Source organism: Streptomyces sp. NPDC024017, assembly GCF_040638895.1.
In the GTDB taxonomy this organism is placed as follows: Bacteria; Actinomycetota; Actinomycetes; order Streptomycetales; family Streptomycetaceae; genus Streptomyces.
Map to the genome: position 1 here is coordinate 327,849 of NZ_JBEZYZ010000007.1, position 15,975 is coordinate 343,823.

The window sequence follows — 15,975 nt, forward strand, 5'->3', positions numbered from 1 at the left end:
ATCGTTCACGGCATCTTCGCACCATGCGATTGGGAAGCCATATGCGCTTGGCGACATTTCAGCCCCAGCTCGGCGTTCATTGCGAGACGACCACCCTGCGCAACATGATCCACCACGCCGGCGCCGACATATCCGAAGCCATGCTGTTCGGCCTCGGCCAGGGAATCGACTTCCAATACTGGGATGCTCCGGAACCCGGTCGCGGTACGCCGATGCTCACCGGTCGGATCGAGCCCACCCTGCTGTCCCGCAACGCCTGCTCGGCCCTGGGCGTGGAACTGCGCGAATCGCGGGCGCCCGACTCGGAATCGGCATGCGCGGCGGTCGCGGAGCTGCTGGACGCGGGACATGTCGTGGGAGTGTCCGTCGACATCTTCCACCTCGACTACTTCTCGTCCCGGAGCCATTTCGCCTCGCACTACATCGCGCTGTACGGGCTCGACGACTCCCTCGCCCACGTCGTCGACACCGAACAGCAGGGCGGGGCGCAGACACTGCCGGCCGAGTCGCTGCGCCGTGCCCGCGCTTCCGACGAGGGATTCATGCCGACACCCCATCTGCACCTGTACGTCGAGCGGCTGCCGGCGCGACTGACCACCGACACCGACGCGGTCCTGCGCGAGCAGATCTGGAACGCCATCCGGCTGACCGCGGAACGGATGTCCGGTGACCGCGGACCGCGATTCGGCATCCGCGCCATGCGGCGGGCCGCTTCCGAGATCGCCGGATGGAGCGACACCCTCGCCTCCCCGGACGAGACGGTGCCGGGCGTCGGTCGCTTCTGGCGCTTCGCGGGAACCGGCGGAGCGAACTTCCGCACGCTCTACCGCGACTTCCTGCTGGAAGCGCGGCAGCGGTACGGGGACAGCGAACTCGACCCGTTCGTCAAGGAATTCGGCGACGTGCAGCGGCAGTGGGACCAGGCGATCGACATGCTGACGGCCTACCGCGGCGCGGACGACGGGCGAAGGCAGCTGGAAGCAGTCGCGGCCCGGCTGGACGCGATCGCCGACGCCGAACAGGCCATCTTCGAAGGGCTGCTCGTGTCGGCCGCCAAACGGGCGGGTGAGCCGGTTTGACGGTCACCCGGCTGAAGTCCATCTGCCGTATGTGCCACGGCGGATGCGGCGCCGTCGTCGAGCTCGTGGACGGCGTCCCCACCGACATCCACGGGGACCCGGACAATCCCACGAGCGAGGGCTACTTCTGTATCAAGGGCAAGGCGTCACTGGACCTCCTGCACAGCCCGGACCGGCTGACGACGCCGCTGGTACGGACCGGTCCGCGCGGCTCCGGGACGTTCGAACCGGCCGGCTGGGAAACCGCCCTCGACCGGATCGCCGGCGAGCTCGCCGCGACCATCAGCCGGCACGGGCCCGAATCCGTCGTCCTCGGACAGGGGACCGACCGCAACTACCAGGAATGGGTGTTCCGGCTCGCGAACGCGATCGGGACGCCGAACGTCGTCGGTCCGGCGCACGTCTGCTTCTATCCGCGCGTCATGGCCTCGATCATGACGTACGGCGCCTTCACGTTCTGCGACTACGACGGCGATCCCGAGGTGATCCTGCTCTGGGGCAGCAACAAGCCGAACACCCACTCGGACGGCGTGATCGGAGTCAAACTGCTGCGAGCCGTGGAACGGGGCAGCCGCGTCATCACCGTCGATCCGCGACGGACGCAGACCGCCGCCCGGTCCGGCCTCCACCTTGCAGTCCAGCCGGGAACCGACTGCGCACTGGCACTCGGCATGATCAAGATCGTCATCGACGAAGGCTGGTACGACCGCGACTTCGTCGCCGCGCACACCTCCGGGTTCGACGAACTCGCCGAGCACGTCAAGGCGTACGACATCGAGCGGGTCGCACGGACCACCGGACTCACACCCCAGCTCATCCACGAAGCGACCCGCTCCTACGCTCTCGCCTCAAGGGCGTGCATCGAGGCCGGAACCGGTCTGTCGCAGAACGAGAACTCCTTCGACACCCACCGCGCCATCGCCATCCTCGCCGCGATCTGCGGCAACATCGACGCTCCCGGCGGCGACGTGATCTGGGAACCGCTGCCGATCGAGGGCCGGCGTGCCTTCCCGCGCCCGGACCTGCTCCCCGAGGACCAGGCGAAGAAGCGGATCGGTGGCGAGAAGCACAAGATCCTGTCGATGTCCGGCTGGGTCGCGCCGGGAGACCTGCACGAGGCCATCATGACCGGGTCGCCGTACCCGATCACCTCGATGGTGATCTTCGGCAGCAACATCCTGGCCTCGCACGAGAACACCGAACTGGTCCGCACCGCGATCGACAAGCTGGACCTGCTCGTCGTGTGCGACCTGTTCATGACGCCGACCGCCCGGTACGCCGACGTGATCCTGCCGACCTCCAGCTGGCTCGAGCGCGACCAGGTCGTCGAGTTCAACTCCTACATCGCGGCTCGGCAGAAGATCGCCACCGTCGACGGCTGTCGCTCGGACGAGGAGATCATCCTCGAACTCGCCGAGCGGCTCGGCCTGAGCCGGCACTTCTTCCCCTCCCTGGAAGCCGCGCTCGACGCCAAGCTCGCCGGCATCGGCCTCACCTGGGAACAGTTCACGAAGATCGGCTACATCCGGAACGACAAGCGGTACCGCAAGTACCGCGACGGCGGATTCCGCACCCGATCCGGGCGCGTGAACCTGATGAACAACGGGCTACTGGCCATGGGCTACGAGCCGTTCCCCGTCTTCCGGTGCCCGCCGGAGGCGGACGCGGCTCTGCCGTACCTGATGACCAGCGCCCATCCGCGCCAGTTCTACAACACCGAGTTCCACCAACTGCCGACCACCTCGCGCGGCCAGACGACGGCGCGGGTGACCGTCCACCCGGACACCGCCGAGCGGGAAGGGCTGTCGGACGGCGAAGAGGTGGACCTCTTCACGCGGGCCGGTGCGCGCGGGGTGCGCATGACGGTCAAGATCTCCGACTCCGTCGCACCGAACGTCGTGATGGCGGATGCCGGCTGGTGGTATCCGGGCGAGCCCTCGATCGACGAGTCGCTCAGATCCTCGGTCAATCTCCTGACGACCAACGACCGTTCCGACGTGCACATGGGGAGCGCGACGATGAGAGGTGTAGCAGTGGGAATACGGCGGCTGGGGCCAGGCCGTGGCTAGCGCGCGGGGCACCGTCGCCGCCCGGGTGCCGGAAACCGACGAGGGCCTGCAGGGCGACGAACTGGCCCTCAAGTACGACGAGATGCAACGCCACATCCGGGACAACGGCTGGCTCCAGGAGAAGATCGACGACATCCTCGCGGCGGAGATCGACTCCGGCGAGGTCCTGGAGCTGGGATGCGGTCCGGGCTACCTGGGCCTGGAATGGATCACCCAGGCCGATGTCTCCGCCCGGCTCGTCGGCCTCGACATCTCACCGGCGATGCTCCGGCGGGCGAGAACCAACGCGGACGGGTACGGCGTCGCCGAGCGGTGCGCCTACGAATGCGGCACCGTGCTGGCCCTGCCGTTCGAGGACCACCGCTTCGACCACGTCATCAGCGCGTCCTCGCTGCACGAGTGGGCGGATCCGGTGACCGCCCTGTCGGAAATGCATCGCGTACTCAGGCCGGGCGGACGGTACTGCGTCTCCGACCTGCGCCGGGACGTCGACCGGACGACGTTCCAGTTCATGAAGGCGAACATCGCGGCCGACATGCGCCCGGGCTTTCGCACCTCGATCCGGTCCTCGTACGTCAAGAGCGAGATCGAGGAACTGCTCCAAGGCACCGCGCTCGACACGGCCGTCGTGACGGAAGTGCAGATGGGGATCGTCATCACGGGCAGGAAGGAAGCGCCATGAACGCACTCGCGGGAAGTTCGCCGGCCATCACCGCTACGCGCGACGGGCGCTTCCCCGACCGCGCCGGCTTCGACCGCTCCTGGGAAGAGCTCCTGCAGACGTCGAGCACGTGGCGGGACCTCGACTGCGGGCAGTACCTGTCGGCCTGGTGCGGATACGCCCCGGACCACGTCGTCGAGAAGTTCGCCGGGGTCAACCACGTCGGCGTCTACATGGGCGACTACGACAGCGACGACGAGGTGTTCGGCTGGAACGCCTACCTGAACGACCTCCGGGCGTCCGGCCGGATCACCACCGTCGAGATGGGGCCGTCGTACATCTCACCCCGGCAGTACGGCACGCCGGGCTGGTGGAACTCGATCGTTCTCTCCGACGGACGTGTCATCGAGATGTTCGCCTGCCGCCGGTTCGGCCCCTGGGCGGACCGCCCCGCCGCCGAACGCGGGCGTCTCATGTCGCACGTCGCCGTCGACGTGCACACCGACGCCGACGTCCGCTACCTCCTGGACGTCCTCGACCGGGACGTCGACCACCTCGAGAACATCGCGTTCACCGAGGCGGACGAACTCGGCCACACCTACGGGCACCTGCGCAACAACGACAGCGGCTCCGTGCTGGAGATCGTCTACGAGGTGCCGCGCGGCGGATCGGGGCACGGCGATGGCGGTCATTGAGATCTCTCCGCACTCCGGTGAGCACTGCGAATCCACCGCGCTGCTCAACATGCTCCGCAACCACGACATCGAGCTGAGCGAGCCGCTGATCTTCGGACTGGGACAAGGCCTGTCGTTCCTGTACTGGCACTCGAAGCAGATGCCGAGCCCGTTCCTCGCCGGCCGGGTCAAGCCCGACCACCTCATGCGCAACGTCACCGACGCCCTTTCCCTGGAGCTGCGGACGCAGGAGACGTCTTCGGCGGCGAAGGCCGAGGCCACGCTGATCGAGGCGCTCGACCAGGGCGATGTGGTCGGGCTGAAACTCGACCGCTACCACCTCGACTACGCGCGGGAGAATCACCACTTCGCCGCGCACTACGTCGCCTGCATCGGATACGAGGACGACCGGTTCGTCGTCGTCGAGACCCGGTCGCTCGGCGTTCAGTCGACCTCGCGGGAAAGCCTCGCCCGGGCCCGGTCCGCCAAGGGACCGATGTCCTCGCGCAACCTGGCGGTCCGGGTGGATCCGCGCGGGTACGACGAGTCGATCCTCGCGAAGGCCTGCCAGACCTCGATCCTGGCCACCGCACGGGAGTTCCTGACCCCGCCGATCACCAACATGGGGTTCAAGGGGATCGCGAAGGCCGGCTCGCTCATGCGGGGATGGCCCGAGCGGCTCGACCGTCCCGTCGAGGCGATGAGCGCCGTCGGCACCAGCATGGAGGAAGGCGGAACGGGCGGCGGGCTCTTCCGGACGCTGTGGGCGCAGTTCCTGGAGGAGGCGCACGAGCTGACCGGCATCGAGGCCTACGACGAACTCGCCGTCGAGTACCGCCGTATCGCCAAGCGCTGGACCGAGGTGGCGAACCTGCTGCGCGACGCCGACGACACCAGTGCCCGGCGCTCCCTCGACGAGGCGGCGGCGATCGTCGGCAGCCTGGCGGCCGAGGAACGAACGGCGATGGCGCGGCTGGAGGAGGCGTCCCGATGACCACGCTCGCCCGGCCGGCCGGCCTCGATCCGCGCAGCAGGCTGCGCGACACCCTCGTCTCCCGCGTCGACATCGCGCGGAAGGTCGCCGCCGTCACCTCACTGGACCGGCAGGCGCTCGACTCGTGGGCGGCGGAGGCGCTCGCCGCGACCGTGGAGCACGCCTGCCGCAACTCACCGTTCTACGCCGACTTCGTCCCGGCCGATGTCGCCCGAGCGGCCGGGCAGGGCCGTGCGCACGCCTTCGAGGCCATCCCCTTCACGAGGCGTGACCATCTCTCCGCCGCCTACCCGCTCGGGATGCTCGCCGTGCCGCGGCGCGAGGTGATCCGGTTCGACGAGAGTTCCGGCACCGGCAACGGACGCCCGATCGCGGCGTTCTTCACGATGGCGGACTGGCTGGAGAACAACCTCACCGTCGCCGGGCTGCTGGCCGCCGTGCTGGACGAGCGGGACGTGGCGGCCATCGCCGTCCCGTACGAGCTGGCCGGGGTGGGCCAGGACCTCGACCGTGCCGTCGAGATTCTCGGGTGCACCATCGTGCCGCTCGGAGCGGCCTCACCGTCCTGCACTCCGGACCGGATGGTCGACGCCCTGCTGCGTTCGGGCGCGACCACACTGGTGTGCTCCGGAACGCGCGCCCTGTTCCTCGGCGAGATCGCCCGCCGCCGTGGCATCGACCCGCGGAGCGACCTCGCGGTCTCGAAGATCCTCATGGCGGGGGAGGGCGCGTCACCGGCCAAGAAGCGGCGCCTGGCCGACCAGTGGGACGCCGTCGCGTACTCGATGTTCGGCATGACCGAGACCAATACACTCGCCATGTTCTGCCGCGAGCGTGAGCTGCACCTGGTCGAGACACGGACGTTCTTCGAGGTGGTCGATCCGGAATCCGGTGAGCGGCTGCCGGACGGCTCCGTCGGTGAGCTGGCCGTGACGACGCTGGCGAGCCGGGCCATGCCGCTGCTGCGGTACCGGACGGGTGACGTGTGCCAGATCGAGGCGGCGCCGTGCGGCTGCGGTTCCCCGCTGCGCCGGCTGTACCACCGAGGCCGGATCGGTGACCGGATCCCGGTCGGTGACCGCTGGACCTCCCAGCTGGAGATCGAGGACATCGTCCTGAGCGCCATGACCACCGCGCCGTACTACTTCGCCTTCGACATCGACGGGGATGTCCTGGAGATCGCCCTGCCGCCGTCGGGCGCCGACGAGGCGACCCGGGCATCGATCGCGGCCGGGGTCCGTGACCGTCTCGGAGCGGCCACACGTTTCCGTCCGCTGGACACCGACCGGTTCGAGACGGCGCTGCGAACCTCGGCCAAACCGACGATGCGCAATTTCAGTGCCTACGGGGGAGGAGGGGCTGCGGGTGAGGGTTGAACTGCCGCTTCCCACGCGCATTCCGATCGACGGGCGCTTCGAGATCGATGACACGTGCATCGACTGCAAGCTCTGCAACGACCTGGCGCCCGACAACTTCGACGCAGACCTCGACAACGACGTCCACTACGTGTGCAAACAGCCCGAGACGCCCGACGAGCTCGAACGGGTCCTCGACGCATTCGAATCCTGCCCCACCGAATCGATCCGGTACTCAGCGGCACCCAGCGAGGAGTGATGGCGCAATGTCAAGCCTGGACGATCCAGTAAAAGCCGACATGTGCGCCGGCCGACGGCAGATGACCGAACTGGGACCGGTGGCCGAGAGCTACGACCAGCTGCACCGCATCGACCTGCTCGGCGAGGCGCGGGCTGCACGAGGAGTGCCGGAGGCCACCTACGACTCGACGGTGTGCGCCGTCCTCCAGGCGTCGGAGGTGTGCCTGCTCAACCTGGCCCGGCTGGCGCGACGGACCCAGGAGTGCCTGCTGGCCGACGACATCCCGGCCGCCTCCCGTTACGTCCAGTGGGCCGTCGGCTTCCACCGGCTGCTGCGCCGGCTCGGCACGGTGATGCTCGACTCCCGCGGCGTCTTCGGAGCCGGCGTGGCCGCCGGGACCACGGCCGTGAGCATCTCCGAGTCCGCCGGCTACGCGGCCTACGTGGAGGCGCTGCGGGGGCTGGAGGACGTCGCCAAGGGCTCGCTGCTGGCCGGTGCGCCAGAGCTGACCCGCTCCACCATCGCGACCAAGAGCATCGACGACTCGCTGTACCGCGTGCTGCACGGCATCCGGACCGGCTGCCACGACGCGACCAAGTGGGAGAGCGACCTCACCGCCGTACCCATCGGGGTGAGCCGGAGCACCGACGAGCTGATCTCCGCCGAGACGCTGGCGCGAGCGGTCGCCGCGACCGAGCTGAACGCGAGCACCCTGCACGGCGAGTTCGTCGCCCTGCACCAGGTTCCGGAGATTCTCTGCGCCGAGGCGAACGACCACCTCGAGGTTGCGATCCGGGCGATCCGCGCATCGGCCCTGAGCCGGGCGGCGCAGCACCTGACGGCCTGCCGGGAGCTGCTCGATCCGGTGGTCGAGGCGCAGCGGGTGATGGCCGAGCACTTGGCGACCGGGGAGTACCACGGGTTCCGGACCAATCTGGGGCCCGCGAGCGGCACGCACTCCCTGTCGATCAAACAGCACATGTTCCGGGACCTGTTCAAGCACATGTGGAACGACCTCGAAACCTGGCTGGGCGCGCTCGGCGGGTCCTCGCTCGAGGAGACCGTCCGTGACATCGACGCACGCCGTCACGACGACCCGGAGGCATGGCTGCGGCACACCGTGGTCGACCAGGCGTTCAAACTGCACTCCGCCCACCAGCAGTGGCGGCACGAGCATCTGCACATGCCCCGCAACTGCCTGGGCAGCGGCGGCACCAAGTCCATGATCGGCATTCCGGACGGGCCCCAGGCGGTCTACAAGATGCGGGACGCGGCCAACGCCCAGCACTCACTGGCCACGATCCACCGCGCACGCCGGACACCCCTGACGAACGCCGTGCCGGACTCGCCCCTGGCCAAGCTCATCACCGATCCCAGCTCCCTCGACTCCGAGCTGATGCGGGTCGTGGGCGAGGCGACACGCGAGTACTTCCCCCAGGTGCAAGAGCAGGGCTACCAGCCGTTCCGGTCCGGTGCGGCCGAGCGGAACCCGTAGGAGCGCGGACGGTGACCACCACAGGATCCACAGCCTCTGACAGCGTCATGCCCACCGAAGAGATCACCCTCCTGCCGGGTTCCCCCGCCGGAGCCTGGCGAGGGGCGGACTACGTCGCCAGCCTCAAGGACGAGCGCGAAGTCTGGTGCGACGGACGCCGGGTCGACGTGACCGGCGACCCGGGCTTCCGGCCCATGCTGTCCACGCTGGCCGACCTCTACGACGCCCAGCACCTGCCCGACCGGGCGGACGAGATGCTCCACCGGTCGGACACGTCCGGCAACCTCGTCAGCCTGTCGTACCTGGCGCCGGCCGACCGGGACGACCTCAGCCGCAAGTGGGCCAACTCCCACCGGTGGGCGGAGGCCTCCTACGGCCAGCTCTCCCGGATACCCGACTTCATGTCGAACGTCGTGGTCGGCCTGTACGACTACCGGTTCGAGCTGGCCGAGGTCGACCCCGAGTTCGGGCGCAACGCGGAGAACTACTACCGCTACTGCCGCGAGAACGACCTCACGCTGACGCACGGCCTGGGCGACCCGCAGATCGACCGCTCCTCGACCCCCGCCGACCGGCCGGAACTGGGCTTGAGGGTCGTGCGGCGCGGCGCCGACGGCATCGTCGTGCGGGGAGCCAAACAGATCGCCACCCTGGCGCCGTACGCCCACGAGGTGCTCATCTACCTCTCGCCCGCGAACTACCTGCGCGAAGACCCGAGCTATGTCTGCTGGTTCGCCGCTCCACTGGCGACGCCGGGCCTTCGGGTACTGTGCCGCAGGTCGTACGCCGACGGCTCCGGCGGCCTGTCGGCGCGCTACGACGAGCAGGACGCCATGCTGGTGTTCGACGACGTGTTCATCCCGATGAACCGGGTCTTCCTGCTCGACGACTCCCAGGCGGCCGTCCGCGGGTTCGGCGAGCTGAACAAGTGGTCGCTCTACACCGGCCAACTGCGCTACTACCACCGGCTGCGCACCATGCTCGGCGTCGCGTCGCTGCTGGCCCAGGCGATCGGCGTCGACAAGTTCCGACAGGTCACGGACCTCCTCGGCGAACTCACCTCGTACGTCGAGATCGTGCGGCTCGGCCTGGCCACGATCGACTCCGAGTGCCGGCCCACCCCCTCGGGCCTGCTCGCCCCCGGTTCGACGGCCGCGCTCGACGCGGTCGCCGGCCGCTTCTCGACGCGGGGCTCTGAGATCATCCGGCAGATCGGCGCGTCGGGTCTGATCATGCAGCCCTCGGACGCCGACCTGGGTACGTCCGAGCTGCGCGCGGTGCTGGACACGTACATGTGCGGGCGCGAGATGGGCGTGGACGAGAAGTCCCGGATCTTCCGGCTCGCCGCCGATCTGGCCGTCGACCGTTTCGGGATGCGCCAGGAGCTCTACGAGACGTGGAACCGCGGTGATCCCGCCCGGGTCCGCTCGATGCTCTATGCCCGGTATCCCGACCTGCAGCGCTGCGAAACCCAGGCCCGAAACCTGGCCGAAGGGCGGAACGACACCACATGAGTCTCGACAGCATCCGGCTCGAGGGAGTCACGACCCACAACCTCAAGTCGGTCGACGTCTCCTTCCCCAAGGGAAAACTGGTCGTCGCCGCGGGCGTCTCCGGGTCGGGCAAGTCGTCCCTCGTCATCGACACCCTCTTCGAACACTCGAAGACGCTCTACCTGGGGGCCCTGTCCAGCAAGTCCCTCGACATGGGCGACGGCGACTACCAGTTCGACCGGATCGCGGGGACGCAGCCTCCGGTGGCACTGCGCCAGCGTGACGGCGGCTTCTCCAACCCCCGCTCGACCGTGGGGACCCTCACCGGACTCGACGGGCTGTACCGCCTGTTGTTCGGCGCAGGGTCGCGGCCGGTCTGCCCGGCCTGTCTCGGACCGACCGGCCCGGACCTGTTCTGCGACGACTGCGGCTGCTTCGCCGAACCACACTCCGCGAAGCACTTCAGCCCGAACCGCAAGGAAGGCAAGTGCCTCCAATGCGACGGCATCGGCGAACTCGTCGGCTTCTCCCTGGAGAAGATCATCCCGGACCGGTCGAAGACGCTCACCGAGATCTGGGACGGCGCCGACCCCGGAACGTTCGCCGTTCCCAACGTGCGCAAGGCATTCGAGGCGATGGCCGCGGACATCGGCCTCGACCTCGGCCTGCCGTTCGAGAAGCTGAGCCCGGAACAGACCGAGCGGGTGCTGCACGGCTCGGACACCATCTACACCCTCAAGATCCGCAAGGTCACCAACGACTTCCGCTTCGAAGGCATCCTGGGCTTCCTGGAACGGGCGTACCGCAACGCGTCGTCGGCCGCCCGCAAGAACGCCTTCACCAACTACCTCGGACGGGAAGTCTGCCCCGCGTGCAACGGCGGCAGGCTGCGCCCCGAATCGCTCAAGGCGACGGTGGCCGGGCACACCTTCCCCGACTTCCAGAGCGACGAACTGTCACGCTCGATCGCCCGCCTGAGTGAGGGGCTCGCCTCCGGTGCCGTGCCGGCGCAGGTCCGCGAGCTCGCCTCCGCGATCGTCAAACAGAGCGCGAACATCGACGACGTCGGACTGGGGCACCTCCAGCTGCGGCGGCCGGTCACCACCCTCTCCGGTGGTGAGCTGCAGCGGCTGCTGCTCGCGCAGCACCTGGCCAGCGACCTGACCGGGGTCATGTACGTCCTCGATGAACCGACCGCCGGTCTGCACGAGGCCGACACCGGGAGGATCCTCGCCTCACTGCGACGGCTGCGCGATCTCGGGAACACGGTCATCGTCATCGAGCACGACGAGTCGGTGATCCGTGCCGCCGACTGGATCGTCGAACTGGGACCAGGGGCCGGATCCCGCGGCGGCGAGATCGTCTTCGAGGGCCGGTTCGCCGAACTGCTGAACTCCGGTGACTCACCGACCGCGACCGCGATGGTGTCGGACGGGCCGTCGCGGGCGAGGACCGACCTCGCCGGCGCGTCCTGGGTCGAGGTGCGCGGCATCACGCGCAACAACGTGGTCGACCAGGCTGCGAAGTTCCCGCTCGGCGCACTGACCTGCGTCTCCGGAGTGTCCGGCGCGGGCAAGAGCTCACTGGTGGCGGGCATTCACGCATCGGTCTCCCGGGCCATCGCCCAGCGCTCGACGGGCGCGGCGGCCGAGAGCGCCGGCATCGAGGGAGCCGAAGCGCTGGACGACGTCATCTACGTCGAGCAGCGACCGATCGGCCGATCGAGCCGGAGCACGCTCGTCACCTACATCGGCATCAGCGACCACATCCGCGACGCCTTCGCCGCCGGTGCCGATGCGGTCGAGCGCGGACTCGGCCGCGGCGAGTTCAGCCCGAACGTCGCCGGCGGGCGGTGTGAGTCCTGCAAGGGTCTCGGGCTGGCCGAGATCGAGATGACCCTCTTCAAGAGCGAGTTCATCGTCTGCCCCGAGTGTGAGGGCCGCCGGTTCCAGGAGCACGTCCTCGAAGTACGGCTGGACGACAAGAACATCCACGACGTGCTGTCGATGACCGTCGAGGACGCCCTCGAATGGTTCGACGCCAAGAGCAGCCCCAAGGTCGTCCAGGCGCTCGGCGTGCTCAGCGAGTTCGGCCTGGGATACCTGCAACTCGGCTGTTCGACGACCACACTCTCCGGTGGTGAGGCGCAGCGGCTCAACCTGGCCGGGGAACTGCTCAAACAGCGCCGCAGCCGCACGCTGTTCATCTTCGACGAACCGACCCGGGGCCTGCACTCCGCCGACATCCGCCACCTCATGGCCCTGTTCGAGCGGTTGATCTCCACCGGCAACACCATCGTGGTCATCGAGCACAACGTGAAGGTCATCGCCATCGCCGACTGGGTGATCGACCTGGGGCCCGGTGCGGGCCGCGAAGGCGGCCGGGTGGTGCACAGCGGGACGCCGGAGGAACTCGCGGACAACGCGGCCAGCGTGACCGGCCAATTCGTCCGCCGGCTGCGCGACGAACCCGCCGCGGTGACGCCGTTGCCCGACCCTGCCGGAAGCAGGCAGCCGAGTGCGGCGCCGGACCTCGGGGTCATCGGCGAGCTTCTGCCCCGGGCCGTCACCGTGGTCGCCGGCACGGCACGGCAGTCCGAGCGCAACGGTCCGACACCGTACGGACTGGTGATCGGCTCGCTCACCGTCGTCTCCGACGAACTCGCCCTGATCGGCTTCCTGGTGCGCTCGGGCAGCACCAGCTGGAACGCCATCGCGGACACCGGCCGGTTCTGCGTCAACATCCTCGGCGAGGACCAGCGCGAGGTGTCCGACGCCTTCTCGCAGGGCAGGCCGGACAGCCGCTTCGACGCCCTGTCGTGGACGCCTTCCGCCAACGGCTGCCCACGGCTGTCGGGCGCCCTCGGCACCATCGACTGCAGCCTGAAGTCGTCCTACCGGATCGGCGACCACGAGTTCGTCCTGGCGACGGTCGTCAGCGTCGGCATGGAGTCCGGCACCGACCGCCGGCCCCTGCTCCGGACCGAACAGGGCGCCAGCGCTCTCGACGACTACGGGTGGCGCCGATTCGCCCGGGAAGCGGAGGCCAGGTGACGACCACCACGTCCATCGCGACGCACTACGAGCAGTTCCTGGAACTGCTCACCCGCGATACCCGCGACACGGCGCGGACCCGCGACGCGGCGCGGACCCGCGACGCGGCGGACGGCCGCGACGCGGTCCGCGCTCGGTACGGCGAACGGGTCGACCCCTCGGGCGGATCGCAGCCGATCGTGATGACCCGCGACGAGTGGATCCTGAACCAGATCGACCTGACGCTGGCGCTGAGCCGGCCGCTGACCGAGGACGACGTCGTGGTCTCGGCCGTGCCGTACGAACTGTCGTTCATCGGCGCCGAGGTGGACCGCGTGATCGAGATGATCGGCGCCTCGGTGATCAGCGTCGGGACGAGCGGGACCATCTGCCCGATGCCGCGGCTGCTCGGGCTGATCGAGCAGTACGAGGTGACGGCCCTGGTGTGCTCGCCGAGCTTCGCCGCGGAGCTGGCGAGCCTCGCGGTGTCGCTGGGGAAGCGGCCGGAGGACTCGACGATCCGGACGATCATCTGCGTGGGGGAGGCCTGCTCCACCGAGCGCCTCGACCGCATCGGCGCCGCCTGGGCGGCGACGACCTCCACCCTGTACGGGACACCTTCGACACCGACGGTCGCCGTGGCCTGCGACCACGGCGCACTGCACCTGTGCGACCACCGGCTGCGGGCGGAGGTCCGCGGCGGCCCGCGCGGCGAACTGCTCCTGGACGGCTCACCGACCGGCGAGGTCGTCGAGCTGTGGCCGGCGGACCGCCGCTGTGACTGCGGTTCCGCGAGCCGGGTCCTGGTGCCGCTCGGCAGCACGGCGTCGGCGGTACGCGGACCGGACGGGCTGGTCTCGGCGCTGGACGTGGAGCGGATCGTGTTCGGCCACAGGAGGCTCGCACCGCACTTCGCCTGCTCCGTCCGGGACGGCACCTTCCACGTGGCCTGTGCCGTGGCCGACCCCCAGGCGGTCGACACGGGCGCGATGCGGCGCGCGATCCGCGGCGGCATCGGCGAGGCGCTCGGGGTCGAGGCCGAGGTCACGGTCGTCGGCGTGCAGGACTGGAGTACCGCCACGTCATGACCCGCACCCGGCCGCGGCACGCAGCCGCCGCGGCCGATCCACCGGTGGCATCTCGAGGAGACAAGACGCATGAGGGTAGCGGTAGTACAGACCCAGTGGGTCGACGATCATGAAGACGGCCTGCGCAACGCCTACCAGGCGATCGAGGACGTCTGCGGTGCCGGCGACATCGACCTGGTGTGCTTTCCCGAGTTCCTGCTCGGCCCACCGTGGTACATGCCGGGGCAGGACGGTCTGAAGGGGCGTACCGACACCCCGATCCCGGGGCCGATCGTCGACGGGTTCCAGTCCCTGGCCCGCAAGCTCAACACACACATCCTGCTGGGTTCGCTGGTCGAGGACATGCAGGACGGCATGTACCGGAACACGTCCCTGCTGATCGGCCGGCAGGGCGTCATCACCGGACGCGCCGTCAAGGCACACGCCTTCGGAAACGAGATGGTGGTGTGCCGCCAGGCGGACTCGCTCGGCGTCCTGTCGACCGAGTTCGGGCAGATCGGCATCGCCGTGTGCTCGGACTTCTGGATCCCCGAGGTCGTCCGGATGCTGGCGCTGGCGGGCGCGCGAACGATCTTCGTACCGGGCGGGACGCTGGGGCAGAACCAGCCGCTGATGGTGAACGCCCTGCGCACGGCGGCGTACCTGAACGACGTCAACATCGTCTACGCGAGTTCGGTCGGCGTCGTCCGCGGCAAGCGCGGGGACCGGCTCGTGGAGATCCACTTCGCCGGCACCAGCCTGGTCGCCGGCCCGCAGGGCGTGATCGCGCAGGCCGGCAGCGACGAGCCGGAGACACTCGTCGTCGACGTCGACGAGCCCGCGGCCGGCGACGGCCGCCGCTGGCAGGAACTCCGCAGGCCCGGCGCCTACCAGACGCTGCTCACCCCGTACGTGGGAGCGGACCGGGATCTCGCGGCCGAACTGCGGGCGAGCCTGACCGGGGGCGGCGGCCCGGACCGGGGCCGGCCCGTCGCCGCGACCAGTACACGTGAGGGGACTCGTTCGTGACCATCTTCGTAGCGCAGCACGCCCGCCGGGCGACCCCCGAGGCGACGGCCTCCGCCGTACTCGACGATCTCGACGACCGGGTGACCGACGAGGCGTCGTTCGTCCTCCTCCCCGAGAACGCCTTCACCACCGGCGGCGACGTCCAGGCGCTGCCCCCGCGGCTGCGTGAGCAGTGCCTGGACCGCCTGACCACACTGGCACGGGCCCGCGGCACCTACGTGCTCACCGGCTCGTGGGCGGAAGTACGGCCGGGCGGCGCCCTGATGCAGGTGTCCAGGCTGCTGGACCCGAGCGGATCGGAGTGCGCCCGGGTGGAGCGGCCCGTCCTCGACGACGGGACGACCGGCACCGGCGACGACTTCCCGGTCGTCGAGACGCCGTTCGGCCACGTCGGGGTGCTCCTCGGCCCCGACTTCTGGCTGGTCGAACCGCCGCGCATCGAATGCCTGGCCGGTGCTGAACTGCTGCTCGTCGCCGGGTCCCTCGACGGCACGCAGCAGGCCGCGCAGCGGGCCGCGGTGTGGGGCATCGCGACCCTCAACACCGTCGCGGTCGCCTTCGCCGGATCGCTGAGCGAACGCTGCGGCGGGGGCAGCGCCGTGGCGGTGCCCGAGGGGTTCGTCGCCGAGGCGGGCACCGACGAAGGCGTCATCGAGGCGCCCTGGGACGTCGAGAAGATACGGCACCTGCGCGAACCCGACCTGCGCTTCCAGCAGACCCTGTGGTTCGGTCTCTGGGCACGCCGGACGGAGTTGTACACGGACCTGACGGCGCAGGTGAGTTGAG

At 69.4% G+C, this 15,975-nt stretch carries 13 protein-coding genes; all 13 read left to right on the top strand.

All coding sequences use genetic code 11. The features are described from left to right. The first annotated feature begins 41 nt into the window (after window positions 1-41). Window positions 42-1,079, top strand: a complete 1,038-nt coding sequence (locus tag AB0G20_RS21070) for a BtrH N-terminal domain-containing protein (RefSeq protein ID WP_361304651.1) — start codon at window positions 42-44, stop codon at window positions 1,077-1,079. Continuing rightward, window positions 1,076-3,148: a molybdopterin-dependent oxidoreductase gene (locus AB0G20_RS21075; RefSeq protein WP_361304653.1), complete on the top strand. Its 2,073-nt coding sequence runs from the start codon at window positions 1,076-1,078 to the stop codon at window positions 3,146-3,148. The genes AB0G20_RS21070 and AB0G20_RS21075 overlap by 4 nt, the downstream gene beginning before the upstream one ends. Next, entirely contained in the window at window positions 3,141-3,830 is a 690-nt protein-coding gene (locus AB0G20_RS21080) for a class I SAM-dependent methyltransferase (protein WP_361304656.1), read from the top strand. Before AB0G20_RS21075 ends, AB0G20_RS21080 begins: the two co-directional genes overlap by 8 nt. Continuing rightward, a complete protein-coding gene (locus AB0G20_RS21085) occupies window positions 3,827-4,504 on the top strand; it encodes a hypothetical protein (RefSeq protein WP_361304659.1) in 678 nt (225 codons plus the stop codon). Before AB0G20_RS21080 ends, AB0G20_RS21085 begins: the two co-directional genes overlap by 4 nt. Beyond that, window positions 4,491-5,477, top strand: a complete 987-nt coding sequence (locus AB0G20_RS21090) for a BtrH N-terminal domain-containing protein (RefSeq protein WP_361304662.1) — start codon at window positions 4,491-4,493, stop codon at window positions 5,475-5,477. Before AB0G20_RS21085 ends, AB0G20_RS21090 begins: the two co-directional genes overlap by 14 nt. Then, a complete protein-coding gene (locus AB0G20_RS21095) occupies window positions 5,474-6,853 on the top strand; it encodes an AMP-binding protein (protein ID WP_361304665.1) in 1,380 nt (459 codons plus the stop codon). Before AB0G20_RS21090 ends, AB0G20_RS21095 begins: the two co-directional genes overlap by 4 nt. Further along, window positions 6,843-7,091 carry a ferredoxin gene (locus AB0G20_RS21100; protein WP_361304668.1) on the top strand — a complete coding sequence of 83 codons (249 nt, stop codon included), beginning with the start codon at window positions 6,843-6,845 and terminating at the stop codon, window positions 7,089-7,091. Before AB0G20_RS21095 ends, AB0G20_RS21100 begins: the two co-directional genes overlap by 11 nt. A 7-nt stretch (window positions 7,092-7,098) precedes the next feature. After that, entirely contained in the window at window positions 7,099-8,568 is a 1,470-nt protein-coding gene (locus tag AB0G20_RS21105; RefSeq protein ID WP_361304670.1) for a hypothetical protein, read from the top strand. A gap of 11 nt (window positions 8,569-8,579) precedes the next feature. Further along, window positions 8,580-10,082: a 4-hydroxyphenylacetate 3-hydroxylase N-terminal domain-containing protein gene (locus tag AB0G20_RS21110; protein WP_361304673.1), complete on the top strand. Its 1,503-nt coding sequence runs from the start codon at window positions 8,580-8,582 to the stop codon at window positions 10,080-10,082. Next, window positions 10,079-13,114, top strand: coding sequence for a flavin reductase (locus AB0G20_RS21115; RefSeq protein WP_361304676.1), 3,036 nt, complete (start codon window positions 10,079-10,081; stop codon window positions 13,112-13,114). Before AB0G20_RS21110 ends, AB0G20_RS21115 begins: the two co-directional genes overlap by 4 nt. Continuing rightward, a complete protein-coding gene (locus tag AB0G20_RS21120) occupies window positions 13,111-14,181 on the top strand; it encodes a hypothetical protein (protein ID WP_361304679.1) in 1,071 nt (356 codons plus the stop codon). Before AB0G20_RS21115 ends, AB0G20_RS21120 begins: the two co-directional genes overlap by 4 nt. Window positions 14,182-14,250: 69 nt before the next feature. Beyond that, a complete protein-coding gene (locus AB0G20_RS21125; protein ID WP_361304682.1) occupies window positions 14,251-15,189 on the top strand; it encodes a carbon-nitrogen hydrolase family protein in 939 nt (312 codons plus the stop codon). Further along, the gene (locus AB0G20_RS21130; RefSeq protein ID WP_361304685.1) at window positions 15,186-15,974 is read left to right on the top strand and encodes a carbon-nitrogen hydrolase family protein; all 789 of its coding nucleotides are present in this window, start codon (window positions 15,186-15,188) and stop codon (window positions 15,972-15,974) included. The genes AB0G20_RS21125 and AB0G20_RS21130 overlap by 4 nt, the downstream gene beginning before the upstream one ends. Window position 15,975: the final 1 nt, after the last annotated feature.

Bases quoted from the DNA above. Each gene is read 5' to 3' on its own strand.
- AB0G20_RS21085 (WP_361304659.1), top strand. From the start codon at position 3,827: ATGAACGCACTCGCGGGAAGTTCGCCGGCCATCACCGCTACGCGCGAC.
- AB0G20_RS21070 (WP_361304651.1), top strand. From the start codon at position 42: ATGCGCTTGGCGACATTTCAGCCCCAGCTCGGCGTTCATTGCGAGACG.
- AB0G20_RS21125 (WP_361304682.1), top strand. From the start codon at position 14,251: ATGAGGGTAGCGGTAGTACAGACCCAGTGGGTCGACGATCATGAAGAC.
- AB0G20_RS21105 (WP_361304670.1), top strand. From the start codon at position 7,099: ATGTCAAGCCTGGACGATCCAGTAAAAGCCGACATGTGCGCCGGCCGA.
- AB0G20_RS21115 (WP_361304676.1), top strand. From the start codon at position 10,079: ATGAGTCTCGACAGCATCCGGCTCGAGGGAGTCACGACCCACAACCTC.
- AB0G20_RS21095 (WP_361304665.1), top strand. From the start codon at position 5,474: ATGACCACGCTCGCCCGGCCGGCCGGCCTCGATCCGCGCAGCAGGCTG.
- AB0G20_RS21090 (WP_361304662.1), top strand. From the start codon at position 4,491: ATGGCGGTCATTGAGATCTCTCCGCACTCCGGTGAGCACTGCGAATCC.